The sequence below is a fragment of the Colwellia sp. MB3u-41 genome (assembly GCF_014076845.1).
In the GTDB taxonomy this organism is placed as follows: Bacteria; Pseudomonadota; Gammaproteobacteria; order Enterobacterales; family Alteromonadaceae; genus Colwellia_A.
The window spans coordinates 24,793-50,194 of the sequence record NZ_JACGUT010000078.1; the positions used below are offsets into that span (position 1 = coordinate 24,793).

A 25,402-nucleotide genomic window follows, 5' to 3' on the forward strand; every position below is an offset into this window, starting at 1 on the left:
TTTTTTCTAAGTTGAAATCATGAAAACCCTCAGCATATGTGATTGTGTATAGTGTTTTATATTGGTCTCATATACCACAGTAGGTTTTTAAATGGCTGTAGTTATATTTACTCATTTTAGGAAATAGCGTTTTATTCATAATGTATGAGATTCAGCCTACAACTTAAATGATCACTTTGTGCGCTCATTACTTTGATGATCCCCTTATTGCTTTCGATGAGCTTTAGCATACATGCTGACAATACTAATTGGAGGTTGTTATGACTACGTTTAATGGTAATTATTCTGTTTATGTTGGAATAGATTGGGCTAACGACAAACATGATCTATGCATTCAGCAAGCTAATTCAGATAAACGACAATTTAAGGTAATAAAGCACTCATCGAATACGGTAAATGATTGGATAATCAAGTTGCATAAGCAATATAAGGGGCAGATTGCCATGGCCGTAGAATTATCTAAAGGCCCTATTTTTTATGCTCTTCAGAAGTCTAAATTTGTCACTATTCATCTCGTTAATCCTTCGATGTTAGCCCAGTATCGTAAAGCCTTTTCTCCTAGTGGAGCCAAAGACGACCCAACGGACGCTGAGTTAGCACTTGATTTAATGCTGAATTATCCAAAAAAGATTAAAGCCTTGAAGATGGAAAATCAACCTGTTCGAAAACTTGGGTATTTAGTCGAACAATGCCGAAGACTGGTAGGAGATAGAAGGCGATTTAGTAATCGATTAATTAATACGCTCAAGCAATATTACCCAAAATTACTTGATTGGTTTTCACATTGTGGCTTAGGTATGTTTTATGACTTCATCACACCCTGGCCGAACCTACAAAAATTAAAAAGAGCGAAAGTGGACACCATAAAAAGTCTTTTTATGCCTATTCAGGTCGTATTGTAAGTTGCACAGAAAAACGCCTTGTGCTCATTAGTCAAGCAGAACCACTTACCTTAGATAATGCGATTATTGAGTCACACCAACTCTTAGCTGTTGCTCTGGCTAATCAAATGCTAGTGGTCGTCGAGCCAATTAAAGTATTTGATAAAGAAATTAATGCCTTGTTTGAGACATTGCCTGATGCTGAATTTTATAAATCATTACCAGGTACAGGGTCTTATTTGGCACCAAGATTGTTAGTTGCCATAGGTGGACATCCTCGTCGCTTTACTCGTGCGTCAGAAATTCAAATGTATACGGGTATAGCACCTGTGACGGAGCGCAGTGGTCAAAAGTGTTGGGTTCATTGGCGATACCAGTACTCTAAATTCAATCGACAGTCATTTGTTGAATGGGCAGCTAAAAGCGTTCATCAATCTTATTGAGCAGGTCTTTATTATCAACAACAACGGTCAAAAGGTAACACCCCTCAATCATCTGTAAGATCGCTAGCATTTAAGTGAATACGGGTTTTATACCGTTGTTGGAAGACCAAAGAACCATATGATGAGTCAAAGTATTTAAAAGCATTAAGGGATCAAAATTTTCCATTACTTTTTAAAGAAAAAGCTTGCTAAAGGTCTCAGGGCGTAGTGTTAACGTTAACTAGTAGCTAATCTTTAGGTCAGCTGATCGGCTAAAACTGACATGAATTTGTGTACCCATAACAGACATTCGTTAACAAATGATATTACTCCGTTAGTATGCATTATTAATCATTCTTACCATGTTTTATATTAATTAGCCCTTTACAGGGAGTTATATTTTTTACTTTAAATCCTATCAAATGTCAGCTATCGTATCTTTGTTAACATTGGCAAGTGACTATCCGAGATTTCTTCATTTAGCCAATTGCGGACATTAAGCCTTTACAAATTCAGGAGCATATTTAGGGCAATATTAGCCAAAATTTACTGCTCACTTGTAGGGCAAGTTTAAGCTCATACCTGCCTGTGGAATTTTATCTCAGAACGCTAACTTTTGCCACATTAGAGTCTTTAACAACGATACAATTTTTAGGTTGTTTTTAGTCACTATTGGTATGGAAGCAGTCATAAATATTTTAAACACTATGTTCGCAATATGGTCGTCATACAATTTCAAAACAACAATTAGTAATAGTGTAAAAACAACTAGCGTTGAGATTGAAACCACTTATATTTTTATATTAATAACATAATCTTTTTCTCTTTCGCCTTTCTACTTCTTTTTTTACACCGTCTAGATCTGGTTGAATAGTCGTCCAATTAATATTTATGAGATCCAAATATCTTGTTATCTCTCTTTCACCACAGTGTGAAAGTGTAAAGAGCATTGGTTTACCAATCCTTTCATCCACTATTTGTCTTTGATTATCAGACAAGTCAGATAACAAATATTGGTCAAGAGTCTTAATTTTATCATCAACATACAAGTTTGGTTCCGCACCTCTCTTTTCGATGTAATTTATAAATAGCCCCTTTTGAGCGACCATATTTCTATTTTGAAAACCATTAACAAATATCCGTTCAACAAATTTTTTTTCATTAACGACTTCAATTAACTTCTCTGGAATAACCCATATCCCAATATTTCCTTTGCTTTTAGAACCTGTTTCTATACCTTCCGTTGCAAAAAATAATGCAACTAAAGGATTTAAAGTAAAATCAAGTAAGCGTGTGGGCACTCCATAGTGTTGTGCTAGAGCTAAATCTTTAAGCATTTTTCCATGTGCGTAATCACCAAATTTAGCAGAGCTATATCCCTTTTTTTCATCAGATAATTGGTTTATATATTCAAAGGATTCTGGTTCTATGTGAAGACCTATCGCATTCATTCCTTCAATGAAACTGATAAAACCATCTGATTCTATTCCCACATAGTTACCTTGCCCAGCTTTATGTGCACTGATGCTATTAGCACTTAAATCCCTAAAAGCACTTGGTAACAATTTGTATCTTTTTTTCTCGTGACCTCTAAAAAGTAGTGGAGGAATATTCTTCTGGTTATTAGTTTCGAACAGTTCAGAGCGGTTGGTGTCTAGAGCATTCATGAACCCCTCCCAATCTTTACCAAAATTATATTCAAAGTGAGTATCGAACTTTTTTGGTCTAACCCCAATAATTTTTTTTCCGTTTGGGTTAATCTCAGCAATGGATCTTAATTTCTGTTCTAAAGATGCTTCTTCATCGTTCATACTAAATTCCTTTTACTACACATCAGCTAGATAGAGTAATGCTCCACCTTTTGACCAACAAGGTTATATTGAAATGGTACTTAATCACATAATTAATCAACTATTTTTAAAAACTCTTGGGAAATCACTCTACATATCTAGCATCGGGACTTTTAAGCCAATAATTAACAATGTAACTCTAACCAAAAGGGCAGTTATTGAGTCAATTAAGGGCGTTAATATTAACGAGTTGCTAGAGTCAGCAATGCGCACATTTTTGACATAGAAGGTGAACGCTGAATGACTGCTATGGTGGCTTTGTTGTCTATCAAGATGAAGGTAGCTCAACGTCTAATAAACACTAAAAATAGCTCGAAAACCCATTGGTGTTAATGTCCGGTTTCGTATCAAACTGAACACAAAACAGGGATATTTTGACCAGTGAATTAGGTCAGGTTTCTGGCAAAAGTGACCATTAAGAACCAATTTCATTTGCTGATTTATAATCTCACACATATAGGCAAATGTAGAATATGGATAAGTGTGGTTTTCGTTAATAGTGGTCAACTACCTTTGACCACTATCATAAATATAAATGTTGTTACTGAGCTGTCGATATTTATTGAATACTAAGAACGGGTGACAATTAACCTTTAATGATATTTAAGTTAATTATATTATCTCTTTATCTGATAACCACTCTTAAATATCCAAGTGACCGCGAGTAAACAAAAAGCTAAAAAACCACTCATTACAAAAAAACTTGTCACTAAACTTACGTCAGCGACTTCATAAAAACTCCACCTGAAGCCACTAATCAAATAAAATACGGGGTTAAATTGGGTCACCGTTTGCCAGAACGGTGGCAACATACTAACAGAATAAAAAGTGCCTCCTAAGAAAACAAGTGGGGTAATAACTATAAGCGGGATCACTTGGAGTTTTTCAAAATTGTCAGCCCATATGCCAATAATAAAACCAAATAAACTAAAGGTGATGGCTGTCATGACTAAAAAAAACAACATCCAAAAAGGATGCGCTATTTCAAGCGGGACAAAGAAATGTGCGGTTGCCAAAATAATTAACGCTAATATAATCGATTTAGTCGCAGCGGCCCCCACATACCCTAATAACACTTCAAAAGACGAGACTGGAGCCGATAGTAATTCATAAATAGTGCCGGTAAATTTAGGAAAATAAATACCAAACGACGCATTAGAAATACTTTGTGTTAATAGCGATAACATTATTAACCCAGGTACAATAAAAGCACCGTAGCTAACACCGTCTATTTCAGTGATACGAGACCCAATTGCAGAGCCAAAAACAACAAAATAAAGTGAGGTTGAAATGACCGGAGAAATAATACTTTGAAAAATAGTGCGTTTAGTACGAGCCATTTCAAATTTGTAAATAGCCGCTACAGCGTAACGATTCATGTTGATTCCTTTACTAACGAGACAAATATATCTTCCAACGAGCTTTGGTCTGTTTTAATATCTTTAAACCCAATGGACGCGGCAGATAAGTGCTGAAGTAACGCAGAAATGCCAGTGTGCTCTTTGGTTGTGTCATAACTATAAATTAATTGCATTCCCTCATTTTGAATCTGTAAATTAAAATCAGCCAAATCCGAAGGTATGTCAGTTAAGGGGTCTTTTAAATCAAGGATCAATTGCTTTTTACCTAACTGATTCATTAACGCTACTTTATCTTCAACTAAAATAAGTTGACCATTTTTAATTACGCCAATACGGTCTGCTATTTCTTCTGCTTCTTCAATGTAATGGGTAGTTAAAATAATAGTCACGCCATCGTTACGTAGTTGCCGTACCAATTCCCACATGTCTTTGCGCAGTTCTACATCAACACCAGCGGTGGGTTCATCTAAAAATAAAATAGCAGGTTCATGAGACAGTGCTTTAGCAATCATCACACGGCGTTTCATGCCACCAGATAATTCTATCATTTTACTGTCTTTTTTATCCCAAAGTGACAATGACCTCAGTGTTTTCTCAATAAACGCTGGATTTGGTTTTTTGCCAAATAAGCCTCGACTAAATGAAACTGTCGTCCAAACTGTTTCAAAGGCATCAGTGGTTAACTCTTGTGGAACTAAGCCTATAAGTCTGCGAGTGTGCCGATAATCATAGACAATATCTTTACCTGCAACGGTAATTTGTCCTGATGTTGCATTAACAATGCCGCAAATAGCGCTAATGAGTGTCGTTTTACCTGCGCCATTAGGGCCTAGTAAGGCAAAAACTTCAGCAGGTTTTATGGCTAAGTTAATATTATCAAGTGCTTTAAAACCACTGGCATAAACCTTATTAACATCTGTAATTTGAATAATGGGGTGCAAGGTATTTTTCCATCAATATTTGAATAGTACTAAGGTATACGAGATGCCCTATTGATGGCTAGGGAAATCATTGAATTAACGGTTAAATCTTTCTACGTCTTAGGTAATGGAGACGTTTTTTTACTAAAATAAAATGAATTTACATAATTTTTTATTTCTATGAATGAATCCAGCCAGCACAGTGTTGTGAAATAATGCAAGCCCAACCTATATTAATTTTAACACTTTAAAAATATTGATATTTTTTACTATAGATAATAATGTAATATGAAGAGTTATGGTCACTGTTAGACGGGGAGGGTTATTAACTAAGGTAAATAGTTTCTAATTTATAAGTGAGCGCACATACAGGATATTCATGTGGTTAAATGGCGTTGATCATTCAAAAACACACCGAAATTTTGCCCATTTTTTAACACTGATTAGCATCTTACTGTAGTCTACAACCACTTGCTTCTTAAAGAGGCGTTAAGTTTTTAGGGAAATATGAAAAAAAATTCTATTCCACTTTTTATTGGTGTACTTGTTAGTTTTATGGCCATTTGGTTAGTTAATGATTATCTCTTAGTAGACCAATGCCTAGATAATGGTGGTAGTTTTAATTACAGTAAAGGCTTGTGCTTACTGGCTAATGGTGAAATTAAAACATCAGCGCTAGGGAAGTATTTAATTGCTATATATTTTTTTATGGGAATATTGATTTCGTTATTTGTTTCATTTTCTATTCGAAAAATATTTAAAATAGCGCAATAAAAGCTTAAGGGGTTACCCAAACGTGTGCTTGAAAATGTAGGTGTATCTCATCACAGCGATAGGTTATTAATGATGTGTCTGAGTATGGTCATGATCGTTAGTCCGACTTATTGGTTAAATAAAATAATAGGCTTTAGTAAAAATATTACTTTCATTGGTTGATGTTATTAGCCGGATAATCATCGGACTTTTTAATGAGTCGACACTGTATTCACTCTTTTCTCTACTTATATCACTACTATTGGTGTAAACAGCCATCAATGATACATTGAAGCACCTAATCGTTGGCTGTTTAACTCTTTACTTCTTTTAGCCAACAATTTTATCGTTTAATGTGGCGTTATATCGCAAGGCAAGCTATGTTTCGTTATCACCAGACTAAAAGTGCACAAACATGCAAATGCATGAAGTGTGGTTTGGAATATAAAAAGAGTGATTTACATTGCCCTTATTGTGTCGGCAAGTCGAATGCTCAAATTATTACCTATATTCATATTCCTTATTCAGAGCAACTTAAAAACACATCATGTCTTGGTCGGCAATTTATTTATTTAGCCATTATTATTGCTTGCCTGTTATTCGTTAATTTAGGCTTATCAGTAATATAAAAAGCAGTTTAATAGGAGGAATTAACCCATGGCTATTTTTACTGCATTCCACATTCAAGTAACAATTTTTAGCCTCTAGCGGGGCATTATAATTTATTACCATTCTAAACAAGAGGAAATAAAATGACAGATATAGATATTGGCATAAATAAAGTAGATAGAACTGAAATATCAGACGGTTTGAAGCGTCTTTTAGCTGACTCTTACACGCTATATTTACAAACACATAATTTTCACTGGAATGTTACAGGGTTACAGTTTCGTGAATTACACTTAATGTTTGAGGAACATTACACTGAGTTGGCGATTGCTGTTGACGATATTGCTGAACGTATTAGAACACTTGATGTTCCAGCACCAGGGACTTATAAAGAGTTTTCAAAACTGAGCTCTATAAAAGAGGTTGACGGTGTTCCAAGTTCAGCAGAAATGGTTACGTTGCTCACCAAAGGCCATGAACAAGTTATTAAGACGTCTCGTGAAGTGTTAAAAATTGCACAAAATGCTGACGATGAATCAACCGCTTCACTCGTATCAGATCGTATGCGTATACATGAGAAAACAGCTTGGATGTTGAGAGCGACTACAAAGTCATAATCGATTATTCAAACTGACACTAAAAATAAGCTAACGTCACTTAATATGGCGTTATTTTATCCCCCTTTATGGAGAATTATTATGTCTACACCCGTACGTGCATCTGATACACCTTTTGCAGTTGACGTTGAAGAAGGTAAAAAATACGCTTGGTGTTCTTGTGGTCAAAGCGAGAAACAACCTTTTTGTGATGGTTCTCACAAAGGATCTGAATTCTCACCCGTAAGGTTTACCGCGACCGAGTCTAAAAAAGTGTTCTTTTGTGGCTGTAAGTTAACAGCATCACAACCACTGTGTGATGGTAGCCATAAACAAGCATAATTAGGTATTAACGTGGGTGAAAAGGTTGAGCGGCTCATTTTCAATTTTTATTACCCGCATCTATGCCTGCTAGTGTATATCGATACGATACTTGATAAATCTAAATTGAGACGTGTTTTTGGCCAATAAAAATTATCGTGATGAATTCGAGTCTCTTGAAGTGAAGGGACTCATTCCTGCGAGCTATAAAATAACGAAAGGTGTAACGTTAGACCCACTATCTGAAAGCTCAAAATATGCAGGGTTAGTTTTTTCTATAGATGAAAAAAAAATTGTTTATCGTAAAGGGAAGGTTACTACCGATAGGCCAGGTGCATTTCTCGCCATTTGGCAACGCCCATTTGTTGACTCTCTCAATGATAATAAACCTATCCCATTAAAGTCGAATGATCTTGATTACTTATTCGTACAAGTCACGAGTCAACCAAGCGTTAAAGCTATAGAAAGATCGGTAAAGAGTACTCAGCATGGAATGTTTATTTTTCCCATTGCTCTATTGCTTGAAAAAGGCATTGTTTCTTCCACAAAAAATAAGGGTAAAACCGGATTGCGAGTATTTCCTCCGTGGAGTCAAAATAGAGGTGAAATTGGCACAAAAGTATTTTCTGAATCGGGTAAAAAACACAATGTTGGCAATTGCCATAGTTTGTAGATATTGATAAAAATGGTTTAATTAAACCTGACCAATTAGATAAAATTCTCTGCCATAAAAACTTCTAACCTAGAATATTTGACAGGCGAGGGTATATTTGATGATAAAGCATAAGTGGCAACCAACACTGAATATTTTATATCGAAAAAAGGTTTTTTATTAAAAAATCGACTGTCGAATTTAGAAGACTAACGAAGCGTTTTAGGCCTCTTTTGTTGTCTTCCTTTAACACTTAAGCGTATTTGCTTTATTTTACGTTCACTGTTCGCTGCAATGATAGCGAGCAGTTTAGACAAAACAGGATCGTGTCTTGAGGTTCAACCAGCCAATGAGCAGGTTGAACATGATGTTTAATTTCTTTACCAAAACCAATAAATCTCTAAAAACACTCCAGTTAACACACAAGATAAAAAAATTTTATGATTCCTGAGCTATTTGTTTTAATGCCTGGATAAAAGTGGCCTTGGTCTGCCCTCCAGAGATAGAATACTTATGATTAAAAATAAACGTAGGTACCGAGTTTATCCCTTTGTCTATGCTTATTTTTTGCTCTGCTCGTACTTGTTCAGCATAAGCCTCTGAGTTGAGTACTTCTTTCGCTGCAATAACATCGAGACCGAGATCACTGACTATTCTTATTAAATTTTCATGCTCATTTAAGGGAGTGTTTTGGGTGAAATGCTCAGTAAAAAATGCCATTTGCAATTCATGCTGCTTACCCTGATTTTTAGCCCACGCTAATAATCGATGTAAATCAAAACTGTTGATCATGCGCATTTGCTGTGAAAAGTTAACGTCAAAATTAACCTCTTTGCCGCGCTGAGTGATCATCTCTGTGTTTTGTGCACTTTGTTGCTCAGTAATGCCATATTTTTCAATCAAATGTTCTTTAATATCTTGGCCTTCAATGGGCATTGTTGGATTGAGTTCAAAAGGAAGCCAGTTGACTGTTACTTCTAGATCAAATTCAAGCGCGTTGAGTGCTGACTCAAGACCTTTGTATCCGACAATACACCAAGGGCACATTACATCTGAAACGATATCAATGTGTAATTTATTCATGTGAGTTCCAATTTAATAAGTCATTAACGATTGAACGTTTACTCGGGTATCTACGTCTCATAAATCAAGTTTATAATCGATGTGGTACTAACAAATAATGAATATAAGGCTTAGGGTAAAGTAAGCACCAAAAGCCTTTTAGTCATTATAGTTTTACAATCAACTTACCTTTATTTTCGCCTTTAAAAAATAAGTTTAAACCATCTATAGCTGATTCTAGTCCTTCTAATACATGTGTTCTGTGTTTTATTTTACCGGCCATAACGTAAGGCGTCAGTTTTTCAAGTAATGCAGGGACCTCATGAAAATGATCCGGCATAGTGAAACCTTGAATGTTGAGACGACGTTTAATGACATTTATCCAGCTTGGGCCAGGGGTTGCCACTTGTTTGTTGTAATCAGCTATAAGTCCACATACGATTACGCGACCATGTGCGTTCATACGTTCAAAAATTAAATGTTGAATCGGTCCACCTGTATTTTCAAAATACAAATCGATACCATCAACGGCATGTTTAGCTAGTTGTGCATCTAAATCGTCACTCTTGTAATTAATCGCCGCATCAAAACCTAATTCATTGACAATCCAATCAGCTTTTTCTTCACTCCCGACAACACCAATGACTTTTAAACCATCTGCTTTAGCTAACTGACCCACAATCGAGCCAACAGAACCTGCGGCACCCGTAACAATAATTGTTTCGCCTTTCTTAGGCTTACCTACGTTAAATAAGCCTTGTGTTGCGGTTAATCCAGGTAAAGCGAAAACCGATAACACGGCTTCATCGGGTAATGGAGCCGTTACTTTATTGAGACCCTGTCCGTTGCTCAGAAAATATTCTTGCCAACCCATCATACCCATTACACGGTCACCCACACTAAAATCAGGGTGGTTACTTTCAACAATTTCTCCGATACCCGAACTACGCATGACATCACCTAAAGCTACCGGTGGAATATAGCTGGATGTATCAGGGCTCATCCAGCCAAACATTGCTGGGTCAAGTGACATATAATTTTGTTTAACTAAAAACTCACCTGTGCCTAACGTTGGCATATCTTTTTGGACAACGTCAAATAGTTCGGCATTAATGGGTCCGCCAGTTGGGCGTTTAATAAGATTGATCGCAGTATATGTTTTCATGCGTTTTCTTCCTGTCGGTAATATTTGTTGGTGGTTATTAAGTAGGGTTATTATTCCTCTATTTTACGATAAGATATAGGGGCTAATTAACCAATGTTTATTGTCATAAAGACAATAGTTGCAGAAGAGGGTATATGGATCAGTTAAGAGCACTAAAATATTTTGTAAAGGTGGTTGAGAATGGTAGCTTTAGTAAAGCCGCTGAGCTTTTTTCAGTGCCCCCTTCGTCACTCTCACGCAGAATAGCTGATTTAGAGCAGAGTTTGGGTGCGACACTTTTAAAACGTACCACAAGGTCTGTAAGTTTAACCGAAATCGGACAAACCTATTATCAGCAGGTTAGCGAAGTACTGTCTTTATTAGCCTACAGTGATGAAACCGTGAAAAACTATCAGTCTACGCCGATGGGGGTGCTCAATATTAGTTCGATGGTGGGTTTTGGAGAACGAATACTATTACCACTTTTAGACGAATTCAGTGAGCTGTATCCGAAAATAACATTAAATGTAAGCCTCAGTGATGATCTGTCAACATTGGCTCGCGATCAAGTTGATTTGGCTATACGCGGGGGTTATGCACCTGACGAACGCGTTATAGCGATAAAATTAATGGAGAATAACTTTATTGCTGTCGCTGCACCCCGCTATTTAGAAAGATTTGGGGTGCCTGTTAATGCATTGGCCTTAAAACAACATAAAGGGCTTTACTTTAAAACGCCTAATGGACCTACACCTTGGCTTTGCGAAATAGATAATCAATGGCAAGATGTTTCAGCCGAGCAGGTGTTAATTAGTAATAATGGTAAGTGGTTAGTCAACAAGGCTATCGAGGGCTTAGGCATCTTAATGATGCCACGTTGGGCATTAAAACCATATATTGCCTCGGGTGAACTCACCGAACTGACTATAAAACCAAGTATTGATATAACGCAACAGGCAAATCTTGGCGTTTTTTTATTGTATCAAAAGCAGCGCTACCAAATACCTAAAATAAAAGCTGCCGTTGATTTCTTAGTGGAAAGGGTGAGTGGGGTTTATTAAATCAACACGAAATTAAAAATGAGTAGCTCTTATTCATAAGGGCAAAGAGCTACTGACATTATGCTATTTTATTTTATTATGACAAGTATTCAGTTTGTTTTGCTCGATTTTGTCGTTTTGCAACACTTGTTTTAAATCTTCTGTACGTTGTTTAACCGCTACGCCATAGCTTTTATCATCTCCCCACTTGTGGGCTAAAATGTTCATTGATTCAAGATCGTGTTCAGTAAAGAGTTTCCCTGCTCTGTCAGATTCAGCTTGCTCATTACCGAGCAGTACTAGCGCCTCGATGCCAAGATTTACTGCTGAGTCAAATGTTTCTCGTTTAAAGTTTGTTACACCAAGCTGCATAATTTGGTAAGCGTGTCGTCGGTCAATCGCGCGAGCAATAATTTTTAAGTGCGGGTAGTGCTTTTGAGCCAGCTTAATAATATCTAATGTTTTGTCGGGTTCATCTACAGCAATCACAAGCATTTTTGCTTCTTTTGCTCCTGCCGCTTCTAATAAATCTTGGCGAGCCGCATCACCATAAAAAACTTTACTGCCAAAGCGTCTGAGTAAGTCAATTTGGCTAGGGCTGTGATCAAGAATCGATAAATGGTATCCCTGAGCGGTTAATAGCCGACCTATTATTTGGCCAAAACGTCCGTAACCCGCAATAATAACATTTTTGGTTGCTTCAATTTCTTTAGTTGAATCAAAATCAGGTACTGTCGAGCTATCTCTAGCTAACGATTTTTCATATATAATGAGTAGTAATGGTGCGCAAAGCATCGATATTGCAACGATAAGTGTAATTAACTTAGTTTGCTCTGGCGATGTAATAAGTAGGTCACTGGTGAGTGAAAGTAAAACAAAAGCAAACTCACCTCCTTGAGCCAAAGCCAAAGTGAATAATATTTTTTGACTTCCTTTCATGTTAAAAAAGTGAGCAAGTACATAAAGAACAAGCGCTTTAATCGCAATAAGGGCTACGACAGCAAATGTAACAATAGTAATTTTTTCAAGGAGTAATGGAAAGTCTATTGAAGCTCCGACGGTGATAAAAAACAGTCCTAACAGTAGTCCTTTAAAAGGTTCAATATCAACCTCTAACTCGTGCCTAAATTCGCTTTCAGCTAAAACTACCCCCGCTAAGAAGGTGCCTAAGGCTGGTGACAACCCTATTTTTTCCATAATAAGTGCAATAGAAATAACTAATAATAACGCTGCAATGGTAAATATTTCACGTAATCTTGTTTCTGCAATATATCGAAATAAAGGTGAAGATATGTATTTTCCAGCTAAAATAATAGCCGCTATTACTGCCAACGAAATAGTCACCTGAGCGTAAACAGGTAGATGGGCAATTAAACTATTGCTTGACGACGCTACCGAGCTTAAATCTTGAAAGGCGAGTATCGGTAATAGAGCAAGAATAGGAATTACCGCAATATCTTGAAAAAGGAGGACAGAAAAAGCGTTTTGTCCTGCAGCTTGTTTAATCCAACCTTTTTCTGTCAATGTTTGTAAAACAATCGCTGTTGAAGACAACGCTAACATTAGCCCAATAGCTAAAGCTGTTTGCCAAGCAAAAGTAAATATATAAAAGCAAAGCGCAAATATAATCGCGGTTGTTGCTAAAACTTGTAACCCGCCTAAGCCAATAATTGAATGTCGCAACTTCCAAAGTCGCGCCGGTTGTAGCTCTAATCCCACTAAAAATAGCATCATTACTACACCGAATTCAGCAAAATGCATAACACTTGTTTGGTCGCCAACGAGGCCTAATAAATTAGGTCCAATTAAAATACCGGCTAACAGGTAGCCCAAAACAGACCCTAGGCCAAGCCTTTTGGCGACGGGTACGGCAACAAATGCTGCAACTAAGTAGATAACCGCTATTTCTAACATCTTTGAATGCACTCCTGAAATAGCGAGTGTCTGAATTATTAATGCAGACACTCGCTATTCGTATAAATTTGAATTGTTTTTATGAATGTTCTCTGCACTACTTTAACCTATTGCTGTGATAATCTCCTTAGAATAAGTCTTTTCAAATAAACATAAATACCTTGCATCGCTGAGGTGAATTTATATTCGCTGCTTATGTTTACTGATTAAATAAAGTTGTATCGTGATGCTATTAGTTGATATTGTTTTAGCATCCTTGGCACTTTAATAGGGGTATATTGAATGATATCAATTATGTTAAATAACGTGGTCATCATATTATGCAAAGTTTAGTTTCAGCAATTTTAGCTCAAGTAGGCGGTATTGTTTTAGGTAAGCCTCAAGAAATACGTTTGGCACTTGCCTGTTTATTAGCAAAAGGTCATATCCTGATAGAAGATTTACCCGGTATGGGTAAAACTACCCTTGCACAGGTGTTAGCAAAAACCCTTGGGCTCAGCTATCAACGAACTCAATTCACCAGTGATCTGTTACCCGCTGACGTTATTGGTATTTCTATTTTTAACCCTGAAAGTAAAAAATTTGAACTTCATCAAGGTCCGATTTTTAATCAGGTAGTACTAAGTGATGAAATTAATAGGGCAAGTCCTAAAACACAAAGTGCTTTACTCGAAGCGATGGAAGAACACCAAGTTAGCATTGATGGGACAACTTACGTATTACCACAACCTTTCTTTGTTATTGCTACACAAAACCCTCTAATACATGCAGGAACATACCCACTGCCTGAGTCTCAACTCGATAGGTTTATGATGCGTATATCGCTCGGTTTTCCTGATATTGCAGCAGAAAAACAAATTTTAATGAGTGAAAGTAGTCACGATAGCTATAAAAAGCTACAGCCTTGTGTTAATACCAGTAAACTTATAGCTATGCAATCGATGGTGTCACAGGTGACTGTCTCAGATAATATTATTGAATATGTTATCGCCTTAAATCATGTCAGTAGGCGTCAAGGTTTTGCGGGCAGACCTTTGTCACCAAGAGCAGGACAAGCATTGGTGAGTGCCGCTAAAGCATGGGCTTTTATGGCAGAAAGAACGTATGTAATACCCGAAGATATTCAAACGGTATTTGGCGCTGTATGTCAGCATAGGCTTGAGTCAACGGCAACTCGCTTTGGTGATCACGCTGAAAAAATTTCCAACCAAGTTATTGCACAAGTTAATGTCTTAAATCCATTTAATACATAACACTATCAAAAATATTTTCCATAAATATAGAGATACTCGTGACGAGATTTGTAATACCGATACAAAGTTTTATTAGTTGCATTATTAAGAGGCGACTTAATCGGTGGCTAAAACGCCGAATTCCACCTGCCAGTCAGCATACGCTATCAAACCGCAATATTTTCATTATGCCAACACGCTTTGGCTTTGTTTATCTTGTTTTTGTGGTGTTGTTATTCCTTTTGGCCACTAACTATCAAAATAATGTCATTATGCTATTGAGTTACTTAATGGCGAGTGTGTTTATTACGACGATGATGCACAGTTTTTTTAATTTATCGGGCATCGAGGTATCTACCGATAAGCAAGTGGAGGGATATGCAAAACAATATATTATGGTGCCAGTAAAAATATTATCCCCCAACAATCGTCTAGACTTCAATTTTTGTTTTGACCACCAGAAAATGTCTCATCTTCCTCAAACTGTGCAAGGGAATCAAACCGTTTATGTCTCTTGTCGTTACGAAAATAGAGGGGTTCATTATCCGGGTCGCTTAAAAATATGGAGTGAATATCCATTAGGCTTATTTATAACATGGACAAGAATAGATTTTGATTTTAAGTGCATGCTGTATCCAGCAGCTGAACCTGTTAGGCATATACCCAGCAACTTTGCTGGCTCTGTAAAGCAAAATTCATTTTTAGAAAATACTAAACCAGGCATCGATGAATTTTTCGAGCTTAAAACACATATTCCTGGCGAACCACTATCACGTGTTGCATGGAAACAATTTGCCCGAGGGCAAGGTCGATTGACTAAGCATTACCATCAACAACAAGGAGCAACGTGTTGGTTGAAACTCACGGATATGCCAAAGCATGGTCTAGAGAAGCAATTACAGTATTTGTGTTTTCTGGTAAAAGAATACAACGATGGGGCTCAAATATTTGGTTTGGACTTAGGACAAGAAAAAATCAAACCCTCGCAAGGCCAACAACATTTTAACCAGTGTTTGATGGCGTTAGCGCTTTATCCTAAGTTACTCTGATGAAAAATAGTCACGATGGTTTGCAATGTTTCAGTTTATCCCGCAAAAATGCTTGGGGTTTATTCGTATGCCAATGCCTTAATTTATCTTTGCTTATAAGTGAATTAAGCGTTTGGATGTTGGCGATCATTAGTTTGTGTTTATGCTGGCGTTCGTTAACGCTTATTAAGCCGACAGTAAAACCTCACCGATATGTTGTCTTATTGCTTGCTTGCTCTGGATGTATCGCAATAGCGGTTAATGGTCGAGAATTAGGCGTACTATTAAGTATGTTGCATCTACTTTGTTTTGCTTATTCATTAAAAAGTTTAGAGTTAACGACTCGAAAAGATTTTTACCAAATTATCTTACTGGGTATTTTCATTCTTGCGTCTGTACTTATTTTTTCTCAGTCTTTATTCATGTCGCTGCTTGTCTTTGGCTTACTTATTTTGAATTTAACTGTTTTGCTTGCGTACTTCTTACCACCGGGAAAGTACAAACAGCCCTTTATTAACAGTGCTAAAATGGTCATTCAAAGCATTCCTCTTGCTGTGGTGTTATTTATTGTTTTCCCTCGGCTCTCTCCATTTTGGCAGGTGCCGTCAGCCAAATCAGCGCAAACAGGTTTGTCAGAAAGTGTTACTCCTGGGGATATTGCTCATTTAGCAAGATCTTCAGCGCTTGCTTTTCGAGTGAATTTTTTTACTGATATACCTCAATACAATCAGTTGTATTGGCGAGTAATGGTGATGGATGAGTTTGACGGGCGTACATGGCAACAAAACAAAAATAACCTCTCAACTAAAATAGGTAAGCCAGATAATGTGCCTGTTGATGTTCTCCCCTTAACGGGGTTACCAACACGTTACCAAGTGATGGTTGAACCGAGTTATCAACCTTGGCTTTTTTCATTAGCGGTGGTTGACCCTAAAAGTTTGTTGAGTAATCAAATAGATATCAGGCAATTAGCTAACTACACCATTAAAAAGAGTAAGCCTGTTAGTCAAACAACGAGTTATGAAATTACCAGTTATACCCACTCATTTCTTAATTCGCCATTAGGTGATAGTGAAAGAGCCAAAAATTTACACATACCAGCTAACAGTAATCCTAAACTCCAGGCACAAGCAATAGAACTCAATGGTGCTTATCCAAATGAAATTGAAAGAGCACAAGCTGTTTTGGATATGATTCGAGAACAAGACTTTTATTACACGTTATCGCCACCGTTGTTATCTGGAGATGTTTTAGATCAGTTTTTTTATCAAACAAAAAAGGGATTTTGTGTTCATTATGCCAGTGTATTTACCTTTTTAATGAGAGCGTCTGGCGTTCCTGCTAGGTTAGTGACGGGGTATTTAGGGGGTGAATACAACAAGCAAGGTGGCCACTTAAGTATCTACCAATATGATGCTCATGCTTGGGCCGAAATTTGGGTTAAAGACAAAGGTTGGGTAAGGGTTGATCCTACCGCGGCGGTAAACCCTGAGCGGGTCGAAAGCGGGCTCTCTCAAATGTTACAGCAAGATGCATTTTTTAATAATGATTTGCTGAATTTACATCGTTACAAACACCTTGCTTTGATTAACACTTTTCGCTTACAGCTTGATGCACTAGATTATCAATGGACACGCTTGGTGCTAGGTTATTCTTCTGCGAGACAATATGATTTACTCACTCAATGGTTTGGCGATTTACGCGCATGGAAAATAGGAGGTGCTATTGGTGGCTCATTATTTTTAGTGATGATTATTATGTGGTTAACAAATATAAAACGTTCTAAAAGTAAACCTTTAGTACAATGGTTAGCTCAGTATCAGCAAATATTAGCAATATTAAAAGCTAAAGGACTAGAAAAACCAGTTGCTATGCCAGCCAGTCAATTTTCAATGTTAGTTACTCAACAATTTCCTTCACTGACGGTCAGCTTTATCTCGTATACACGATGTTTTGACGCATTAATGTATCAGGTACTAACGGCTAAACAAAAAGAAGAGTATTTAACTGATATGAATAAATATCAACAACAGATAAAAGTACAATTGAAAAAGGTGCAGAAAAACACTGAGAAATGAGGAAACTAAGTCTCTTGATACGTTGCACTTGCCATTTTGCACTGTCTAAGTAAGTGGTTGAATTCATTAATACCTCGGTCAAAGCTATCGGCAGGTAGGAACAAATGATAGCCAAATGCCGCAGATAATTGCTCCGATTGATGAAGAAATGCGGCGATGGGGCCTTTTATAGATTCGCCATTTGACAAGACAAAGGGATCAAAATTAATTTGAGCTTGTTCAAAGGTCATTAATTGATGTAATACACTATAAACAATTAGCCCTTTTTGTTGGTGAATCAACCGATTAGCCAATCGAATTGATATGTTTTTAGCGATTTTATCTATATGTACTAATCGTATACCTATGTATGGCAATGCTTCTCTATCTAGGCCAATAACTTCAGAAACTGGCTGAATATTTTGTATGTCCTGCCATGTTAATTGCCAATGGCCATAACGGTGATTGAAGATGATTTTATCCGGTGTCAAATACAGACTAATATCAGGCTCTAAAAGTTTAACGACCCCAACCAAGATAATAACGAGACTGAGTAAAATAACAAAAATATGGGCAAGTCTAAATATTTGCCAATAAAATTGAGCCACTAATACCGTAGCACACAAAAGCAGGCCACCCAAAACGCAGAGAAACATGCCATTATGCTTCGCGATAGGTTTGATTATTATGCTCGGCTTTTGTTGAAATTTAATCGTCATTTACGCTCATTATTCCCATTAATAAATACAATATGTCTAATTTTTAGTTAGTTTAAAAGCGTGTTGTATCAGAATTTTAAGTACCAGGAGTCGCTTGAATAACTTTGTTTCTTAACCACTTATTTGCAGGTTCGAAGTCCAGATTTGTGTGCCAATATAAATGCATATCAATATCGGGTAACTCTACCGGTAATGGATAAATAACTAAATCGAGTAATTGAGCATACATTTTAGCGGTTGTCTCTGTAGCTGTGAGTAACATATCGTTAGCGGCAAGCACACGACATGCTGAAAACGTGTGTTGGCACCTTAAGCCTATTTTTCGCTGTAATCCAAGACGAGCGAGTTCAAAATCCTCAATACTTGGACCGGTTGAACGAGATGAAACCAATATATGGTCTAGCGAAAGATATTGGTCTAAAGCTAATGTAGATTTAATCTTAGGATGATTTTTGCGGGCAACAACCACAAGTTTATCCTTTTCTAGTTGGGTATGTATTATGTTGTCACTTACGGGCAATAATGTATCAATAGCTAAATCAATATCCCCACTGGCGAGTTTGTTTTCTAATTCATGGCGGTTGACTCTGCGGCTACTTTGTATATTAACCCATGGTGCTTCTTTGGCTATTCTTTGTATTAAAGGAGGTAAATAAGAAGCCTCTAAAGCTACGTGTAAAGATATCGTAAAGCTTTTGCGGGAGCTCATTGGCTCAAATTGTTTGGATTGTGCTAAGCATATCTGTAACTGACGTAAAGCTTCGCGCACATCCGATACAACATTGTTGGCAACAACGGTAGGGCGCATTTCATTACCTTGTCGAACAAAAAGCGGATCGTCAAAATGAGCACGTAGTTTACTCAGTGAATGACTCACCGCGGGCTGTGATAAGTTTAGTGCAGATGCTGCTTTAGTAATATTTCCTTCACAGTAAATCGCTTCGAATACCACAAACAAATTTAAGTCGACCTTCATATATAAATACCTAATCCATCAAATAATGATCATTATTATAATTCCACTCTATTCATAGAATGAATAGTTGATTATAAAATTTATTCATTTGTTTAATTTAACGGTTGCTCCTAGCATAGTCAAGTAGCGTAAATATTGTGCGATAACTGTGTAAAAAACCAAGGGTAACTTGGTATAGCATTTCGGTTTGATAAAACTTTGTCTACGCTTAAACAAGAATCATGCTCAAACAAAGTATTTGAGCAGAATCGCATGTAATCAATAAGTGTTTAGTAAAAATAAATGGGGATACAGCATGACGCCAAGATTAGCATCACAACTCTTTAAGAGATCATTACTCGTTTCAGCAGTCATTAGTGCATTGGGTACTTCTGTGCTTAATGCTCAAGAAATAAAATTAGCCAGCCAAGACGATGAGAAAGGTATCGAACGTATAATGGTAACCGCGTCTAAACGACTTACCGGGTTACAAGAAACGCCTATTGCCATTACCGTTGTCAGGGGTAAAGATATTGAAGAAGCAAAAGTTTTAGATATTAATGATTTGCAAACACTCGTGCCAACATTAAGAGTCACTCCATTACAACGTTCAACGAACACTAACTTTTCAATACGTGGTTTTGGTAATGGTACCAACAACACCGGTATTGAACCTTCGGTGGGGGTATTTATTGATGGTGTATACCGTTCTCGCGCCGCTGCTCAAATTGGTGATTTACCCAGACTGCAGCAAATTGAAGTACTCAGTGGTCCGCAAAGTACCTTGTTTGGCAAAAATGCTTCTGCGGGTGTTATCAATGTGCGCACTATGGAGCCTTCCTTCGATTTAGAAGGTAATGTTGAAGTGGGGTATGGTAACTACAATCAACAATTGGTGAAAGGTTATATCACTAACGGTGTTACAGACGAATTGGCTTTTAGTTTATCAGGTGGTTACAACACGCGTGATGGTTACACTGACAGCGTAAGTGGTTTAAATAAACTGAATGACAAAGACCGTTGGAATATGCGTGCACAAGCATTATATCAACCTAACCAAGATGTTACTGTGCGTTTTATTGCTGACTACAGTGAGATTGATGAAGCTTGCTGCACTGTTTCCAATGCGATTAATGGCTCCACAACGGGCGCGGTTCAATTTTTAGGTGGAATGGTTAATGATTCAGCCGAGCCGTTCTCCTATACATCAGCCCTTAATATGGACCCTCGAAATACCGTAGAAGATAGCGGGATATCTATGCAGGTCGATGTTGATTACGATGGTTTTGCTTTCACCTCAATTACCGCATTACGTAGTAATGAATCTACTTTTATACACGATATAGATTACACCAGTTTAGATATTATCCGAGAAAGTGGTGACACTAAAATTGATACCTTTACGCAAGAGTTACGTTTGAATTCTATTGGCGTAAACAAACTAGACTGGATGCTAGGTGCGTTCTTCTTCCAAGAAGACGTTGACGCCCAAGACGCCTTATTTTATGGCGATGATATGAGAAACTATTTTGATGTCTTGTTAGCTGCAGGAGGTGCTGCTGGTTTGCTTAGTGGGGTAGAGGGGGTTTACGGCCTTGCGCCGGGTTCATTTATTTCATCAGATACTGTTGTTGATTCTCAATTTATGCAAAATAATAATGCTTATTCTATTTTTGCTAATATTGATTATCGAATTTCAGCAAAGTTCACGACAACCTTTGGTGTGAGTTATACCCATGATGAAAAAGATGTCACTGTTGCTCAACAGAATAACTCTACGCTTTCAGCGATTGATTTAGACAATGATTTAACCCTTTTTGGTGTGCCAATGCCTTTCATACCGACATTAGCGCCAGCTATTCCGACATTAAAAGGTTTGCAGTTCATGCCACCCATGCTTGAATTACCAAACTCAGTTGAAGACGATAATACCGCTGATAGTAAAACTACGTGGTCATTACGCTTAGCCTATGAACTTAATGACAATATTAATTTGTTTACCACCGCTGCAACGGGCTTTAAAGCATCATCATGGAATTTATCCCGCGATACCCGTCCATTCGCTGCAGACAGTGATGCGCTTATAACTAATGGTCTAGTACAAAAAAATCAAAGCTATGGCGGTCGATATGCTTTACCAGAAGAATCAACGGTTTATGAATTGGGTATGAAAGCCAGATTTGATAAAGTTGCCTTCAACATAACGGCCTTTGACCAAACGATAGAAGGGTTTCAGTCGGCTATTTTTGTTGGCACAGGCTTCGTTTTGGCTAATGCCGGTAAGCAAAGTACTCAAGGTATCGAATTCGATTCTGCTTACAACCTAACCGAAAACTGGGCATTTACCTTAGCGGGTATCTTTCTTGACCCCACCTATGATGCTTTTAAAGGTGCATCAGGTGTTGATGGTCCTATCGATTTATCGGGTAAAAAACCTGCAGGAATACATGAACAAAGTATTACAGCAGGGGTGACTTACCATTTCGAATTAAGTGAGGGTATTAATGGATATGTTCGTACCGATTACCTCTATGAAAGTGAGGTTAACCTTGCTGAAAATGTACCTGATTCCCTAACACGAGAAGTGAGTACTTTTAATGCCAGTGCTGGGCTTAACTTCCCCAATGGGGTTAACTTACAAGTTTGGGCACGTAATTTAAATAATGATGAATATTTTCATTCTGCCTTTCCTGTGCCTATTCAAGCGGGTAGCTTTAATGCCTACCCGAGTCAGCCGAGCACTTATGGAGCGAGTATTTCTTATAACTTTTAATGCGTTACCTTAACTGAAAAAGTATTGCAGTCCTTTAAAAGTAATCAGCCTTGCATTCTAGATGTGCAAGGCTTTTTTATGTAAATAATAAAAATATTACGGGTTAACATTTTATAAAGTGGACAATTAACACTGATTCTTTATTCTAATAATGAATAGTGGGTTATAAGAACTATTCATTTGTTTAATTAAGAGCTTGGGATTACTATAAATAAATCAAAGTTTTGGCGATTAAATAATCATAGTGAGTGATAAAAAATGATAATAAGCAAATTTTTTAATCGATTCGAAAATCCATCTATTAACGGGCTGTCTTAAGCGAATGACTGCTCTGTATCTTATACGGCACGGACAGGCATCCTTTGGTAAAGCCGACTATGACTTGCTCTCTGAAAAAGGCAATGAACAATCGCGTTTGCTTGGTGAGTCTTGGCGATTTGCACCTGACAAAATTTATTCAGGAGATTTACTACGCCATGGACAAACCTTAGAGCATTTTTTGCTTGGTTACCAAGGTGCACTTTCACCCGTTACCTTGCATTCAGGGTTTAATGAATTTAATCATGAAGAGCTGTTGATTTGTTATGACTCACAATGGCGAGACTTTGCTAAAATGGCTGCGGTCATAAGTAAAAAGCCCAACGCAAATAAACGCTTTCAAAAAGAGTTTGCGCTTGCGCTTGACCGTTGGATCAGTGGCAAGTACGACCAAGATTATAAAGAAAGCTGGAGTCAATTTAAAAAACGCTGCATTAGTGCATTACAAGATGTTATTAAACAAGAATTAACAGCCAGAAAATTATCATTAATCACTAAAAGTAATCAACATGCTAATCATATCTGTATTTTTACTTCAAGTGGCACCATAGCGGTGATTATTCAACATATTTTAGGCTTGTCTGATGAAAAAACATTAGTGATTAATCAGCAATCACGCAATACAAGCGTTACTAAATTACTCTTTTCAGAAAATAATTTAAACATTGATTATTTCAATAACTATAGCCATTTAACCTCAGCAGGTAGTGACTGGGTAACGTTTAGATAATCAATAAACATTAGATATTAAGTAGGAAACTTAACATGAATAATCTATTTGACTTAACAGGAAAAATTGCCTTAGTTACAGGCGCAAGTCGTGGCATTGGTGAACAAATTGCAAAATTACTGGCACAAAGTGGTGCTCATGTGATTGTGTCGAGCCGCAAGGTGGCTGGGTGTCAAACCGTTGTTGACGATATTATTGCAGCAGGCGGTAGTGCTCAAGCGATAGCTTGTCATATTGGTGAGATGGAGCAAATAGAACATATCTTTTCTGCGATAAAAAAACAACACGGCAAGCTTGATATCTTAGTGAATAATGCTGCGGCCAACCCTTATTTTGGTCATGTATTAGATACTGATTTAAGTGCCTTTCAAAAAACAGTAGACGTTAACATTCGTGGTTATTTTTTCATGTCTGTTATGGGCGCTAAACTCATGAGAGACAACGGTAGTGGCGCTATTGTTAATGTTGCTTCTATTAATGGTGTTATCCCGGGTGACTTTCAAGGCATCTATTCAATTACCAAAGCCGCGGTTATCTCAATGACTAAAACATTTGCCAAAGAATGTGCCCAATTTAATATCCGCGTGAATGCTCTATTACCTGGCGGCACTGATACTAAATTTGCCTCAACGTTAGTTAATAATCCCAAAATACTCGACCAAATGCTACATCACGTACCAATGAAACGTATTGCTCAGCCAGAAGAAATGGCAGGCACGGTACTTTACTTGGTTTCAAATGCGTCAAGTTATACCACAGGTACCGCGATTAATGTTGATGGTGGTTATTTAATTGGTTAGGTAATCCATTGATTAAAAATAAAAAACACAATGCGATACCATAAAGTCACAGGTGTCAGTGAATGTATAACAGTATTAAATTTAGGAAATAAGATGAGTAACAATAATTCAGATAAACTTTTTGAGTCATTTACAGTCGGTGGACTAGCCTTAAAGAATCGAACGGTTATGGCGCCCATGACGCGAACATTCTCGCCTAACTACATTCCTAATAGCGATGTTGCAAAATACTATCGCCGAAGAGCTGCAGGGAATGTCGGCTTAATCATTACAGAAGGGACCTTTATTTCCCATAAAGCGGCGAATGGCTATGAACGCGTACCTGCTATTTTTGGTGAAGAAGCGTTAGCGGGTTGGAAACATGTTGTTGATGAGGTTCATGCTGCGGGTGGCAAAATTGTCCCACAAATCTGGCATGTTGGCTCCGTAAGAAAAGAAGGTATTGGCCCTGATAAATCGGTGCCTGCTTATAGCCCTTCAGGATTATATAAGCCTGGAACACCTAATGGTGTTGAAATGAGCCAAGTTGATATTGATGAAGTGGTTGCTTCTTTTGCACAAGCCGCTCTTGACGCTAAAAACGTAGGTTTTGATGGCGTCGAAGTTCATGGCGCTCATGGTTACTTGGTTGATCAGTTCTTTTGGGAAGGTACAAACCAGCGGGTTGATGGCTACGGAGGTTCATTAGAAAACCGTACCCGCTTTGGTGTAGAAATTGTACAAGCTATCCGCGCTGCGGTAGGTAATGACTTTCCTATTATTTTTAGATTTTCTCAATGGAAGCAGCAAGACTATCATGCAAAACTTTGCCAAAACCCTGAAGAATTAGCGCTCTTTTTATCGTTATTAAGTGAAGCAGGTGTTGATATATTTCATGCCAGTACGCGTCGTTTTTGGTTACCTGAATTTGAAGGTTCAACGCTAAACCTTGCCGGATGGACAAAAAAATTAACACAAAAGCCCGTAATAACCGTTGGTAGTGTTGGCCTCGACAGTGATTTTACCGGTGAAGGAAACACGGATTTAGGCGGTGCTTCTAATCCTACAGGTATTGAGGGCTTACTCACGCGCTTAAATAACGATGAATTTGACTTGGTGGCTATTGGTCGTGCGTTGCTAGTCGACCCTGAGTGGGTAAATAAAATTCGAGATAAAAAAGAAGACCAAATAGCCCCGTTCAATAAAGACGCATTAATGAAGTTGAGTTAAATTAATTACTGTTAGCTATTAACTAAAAAATTCAATAGCGGATTGATTTTCAAAAT

21 protein-coding genes and 1 pseudogene are annotated in these 25,402 nt (G+C 37.5%); 14 read left to right on the plus strand and 8 right to left on the minus strand.

Annotation, left to right across the window (positions count from 1 at the left end; genetic code table 11):
- Positions 1-260 precede the first annotated feature (260 nt).
- Positions 261-1,516 (plus strand): annotated as a pseudogene (locus H4J73_RS10740) (IS110 family transposase).
- Between the two features lie 590 nt (positions 1,517-2,106).
- Here the strand turns inward: H4J73_RS10740 and H4J73_RS10745 are convergent.
- The 3 genes from H4J73_RS10745 to H4J73_RS10755 all read right to left on the minus strand — a co-directional run bounded on the left by H4J73_RS10745 (position 2,107) and on the right by H4J73_RS10755 (position 5,455).
- Positions 2,107-3,114 carry an FRG domain-containing protein gene (locus H4J73_RS10745; RefSeq protein ID WP_182223550.1) on the minus strand — a complete coding sequence of 336 codons (1,008 nt, stop codon included), beginning with the start codon at positions 3,112-3,114 and terminating at the stop codon, positions 2,107-2,109.
- A gap of 656 nt (positions 3,115-3,770) precedes the next feature.
- Positions 3,771-4,532 (minus strand): ABC transporter permease, encoded by a 762-nt coding sequence (locus tag H4J73_RS10750; protein ID WP_182180978.1) that lies wholly within the window; start codon positions 4,530-4,532, stop codon positions 3,771-3,773.
- Positions 4,529-5,455, minus strand: coding sequence for an ABC transporter ATP-binding protein (locus H4J73_RS10755; protein ID WP_182223549.1), 927 nt, complete (start codon positions 5,453-5,455; stop codon positions 4,529-4,531). The genes H4J73_RS10750 and H4J73_RS10755 overlap by 4 nt, the downstream gene beginning before the upstream one ends.
- A gap of 486 nt (positions 5,456-5,941) precedes the next feature.
- Here H4J73_RS10755 and H4J73_RS10760 point away from each other — a divergent pair, with 486 nt between their 5' ends.
- From H4J73_RS10760 to H4J73_RS10780, 5 genes are all read left to right on the plus strand, one after another.
- On the plus strand, positions 5,942-6,208 hold the full coding sequence (locus tag H4J73_RS10760; RefSeq protein ID WP_182180976.1) for a hypothetical protein: 267 nt from the start codon (positions 5,942-5,944) through the stop codon (positions 6,206-6,208).
- A gap of 359 nt (positions 6,209-6,567) precedes the next feature.
- The gene (locus tag H4J73_RS10765; RefSeq protein WP_182180975.1) at positions 6,568-6,816 is read left to right on the plus strand and encodes a hypothetical protein; all 249 of its coding nucleotides are present in this window, start codon (positions 6,568-6,570) and stop codon (positions 6,814-6,816) included.
- Between the two features lie 123 nt (positions 6,817-6,939).
- On the plus strand, positions 6,940-7,413 hold the full coding sequence (locus tag H4J73_RS10770) for a Dps family protein (protein ID WP_182180974.1): 474 nt from the start codon (positions 6,940-6,942) through the stop codon (positions 7,411-7,413).
- An 81-nt stretch (positions 7,414-7,494) separates the two neighbouring features.
- The gene (locus tag H4J73_RS10775) at positions 7,495-7,734 is read left to right on the plus strand and encodes a CDGSH iron-sulfur domain-containing protein (RefSeq protein ID WP_182180973.1); all 240 of its coding nucleotides are present in this window, start codon (positions 7,495-7,497) and stop codon (positions 7,732-7,734) included.
- Positions 7,735-7,852: 118 nt separating this feature from the next.
- Positions 7,853-8,386 (plus strand): MepB family protein, encoded by a 534-nt coding sequence (locus tag H4J73_RS10780; protein ID WP_259366688.1) that lies wholly within the window; start codon positions 7,853-7,855, stop codon positions 8,384-8,386.
- A 417-nt stretch (positions 8,387-8,803) separates the two neighbouring features.
- Here the strand turns inward: H4J73_RS10780 and H4J73_RS10785 are convergent, their stop codons facing one another.
- Both H4J73_RS10785 and H4J73_RS10790 read right to left on the minus strand, forming a co-directional pair.
- Positions 8,804-9,448, minus strand: a complete 645-nt coding sequence (locus H4J73_RS10785) for a DsbA family oxidoreductase (RefSeq protein ID WP_182223548.1) — start codon at positions 9,446-9,448, stop codon at positions 8,804-8,806.
- Between the two features lie 145 nt (positions 9,449-9,593).
- Positions 9,594-10,592, minus strand: a complete 999-nt coding sequence (locus H4J73_RS10790) for an NADP-dependent oxidoreductase (protein ID WP_182223547.1) — start codon at positions 10,590-10,592, stop codon at positions 9,594-9,596.
- Positions 10,593-10,726: 134 nt separating this feature from the next.
- On the opposite strand from H4J73_RS10790, the gene H4J73_RS10795 reads away from it, so the two are divergent.
- Positions 10,727-11,632 carry a LysR family transcriptional regulator gene (locus tag H4J73_RS10795; RefSeq protein ID WP_182180970.1) on the plus strand — a complete coding sequence of 302 codons (906 nt, stop codon included), beginning with the start codon at positions 10,727-10,729 and terminating at the stop codon, positions 11,630-11,632.
- A 63-nt stretch (positions 11,633-11,695) separates the two neighbouring features.
- Here the strand turns inward: H4J73_RS10795 and H4J73_RS10800 are convergent, their stop codons facing one another.
- Positions 11,696-13,525: a monovalent cation:proton antiporter-2 (CPA2) family protein gene (locus H4J73_RS10800; RefSeq protein ID WP_182223563.1), complete on the minus strand. Its 1,830-nt coding sequence runs from the start codon at positions 13,523-13,525 to the stop codon at positions 11,696-11,698.
- 320 nt (positions 13,526-13,845) lie between these two features.
- Here H4J73_RS10800 and H4J73_RS10805 point away from each other — a divergent pair, with 320 nt between their 5' ends.
- Genes H4J73_RS10805 through H4J73_RS10815 form a run of 3 tightly spaced genes read left to right on the plus strand, consistent with a single transcriptional unit; the run spans position 13,846 to position 17,863 of the window.
- Entirely contained in the window at positions 13,846-14,778 is a 933-nt protein-coding gene (locus tag H4J73_RS10805; RefSeq protein ID WP_182180969.1) for a MoxR family ATPase, read from the plus strand.
- Positions 14,779-14,816: 38 nt separating this feature from the next.
- Complete coding sequence (locus H4J73_RS20785) at positions 14,817-15,806, plus strand: DUF58 domain-containing protein (RefSeq protein ID WP_182180968.1); 990 nt, start codon at positions 14,817-14,819, stop codon at positions 15,804-15,806.
- Complete coding sequence (locus tag H4J73_RS10815; protein WP_182180967.1) at positions 15,806-17,863, plus strand: DUF3488 and transglutaminase-like domain-containing protein; 2,058 nt, start codon at positions 15,806-15,808, stop codon at positions 17,861-17,863. The genes H4J73_RS20785 and H4J73_RS10815 overlap by 1 nt, the downstream gene beginning before the upstream one ends.
- Positions 17,864-17,868: 5 nt before the next feature.
- Here the strand turns inward: H4J73_RS10815 and H4J73_RS10820 are convergent, their stop codons facing one another.
- Both H4J73_RS10820 and H4J73_RS10825 read right to left on the minus strand, forming a co-directional pair.
- Positions 17,869-18,561 carry a DUF2982 domain-containing protein gene (locus H4J73_RS10820; protein WP_182180966.1) on the minus strand — a complete coding sequence of 231 codons (693 nt, stop codon included), beginning with the start codon at positions 18,559-18,561 and terminating at the stop codon, positions 17,869-17,871.
- Positions 18,562-18,637: 76 nt separating this feature from the next.
- Complete coding sequence (locus H4J73_RS10825) at positions 18,638-19,537, minus strand: LysR family transcriptional regulator (protein WP_182180965.1); 900 nt, start codon at positions 19,535-19,537, stop codon at positions 18,638-18,640.
- Positions 19,538-19,832: 295 nt separating this feature from the next.
- Here H4J73_RS10825 and H4J73_RS10830 point away from each other — a divergent pair, with 295 nt between their 5' ends.
- The 4 genes from H4J73_RS10830 (at position 19,833) to H4J73_RS10845 (ending at position 25,346) form a co-directional block, all read left to right on the plus strand.
- Complete coding sequence (locus H4J73_RS10830; protein WP_182223546.1) at positions 19,833-22,289, plus strand: TonB-dependent receptor; 2,457 nt, start codon at positions 19,833-19,835, stop codon at positions 22,287-22,289.
- Between the two features lie 322 nt (positions 22,290-22,611).
- Positions 22,612-23,337, plus strand: a complete 726-nt coding sequence (locus H4J73_RS10835) for a histidine phosphatase family protein (RefSeq protein ID WP_182180963.1) — start codon at positions 22,612-22,614, stop codon at positions 23,335-23,337.
- A gap of 35 nt (positions 23,338-23,372) precedes the next feature.
- Positions 23,373-24,137 carry an SDR family oxidoreductase gene (locus H4J73_RS10840; protein WP_182180962.1) on the plus strand — a complete coding sequence of 255 codons (765 nt, stop codon included), beginning with the start codon at positions 23,373-23,375 and terminating at the stop codon, positions 24,135-24,137.
- Between the two features lie 93 nt (positions 24,138-24,230).
- A complete protein-coding gene (locus H4J73_RS10845) occupies positions 24,231-25,346 on the plus strand; it encodes an NADH:flavin oxidoreductase (protein WP_182180961.1) in 1,116 nt (371 codons plus the stop codon).
- Positions 25,347-25,402: the final 56 nt, after the last annotated feature.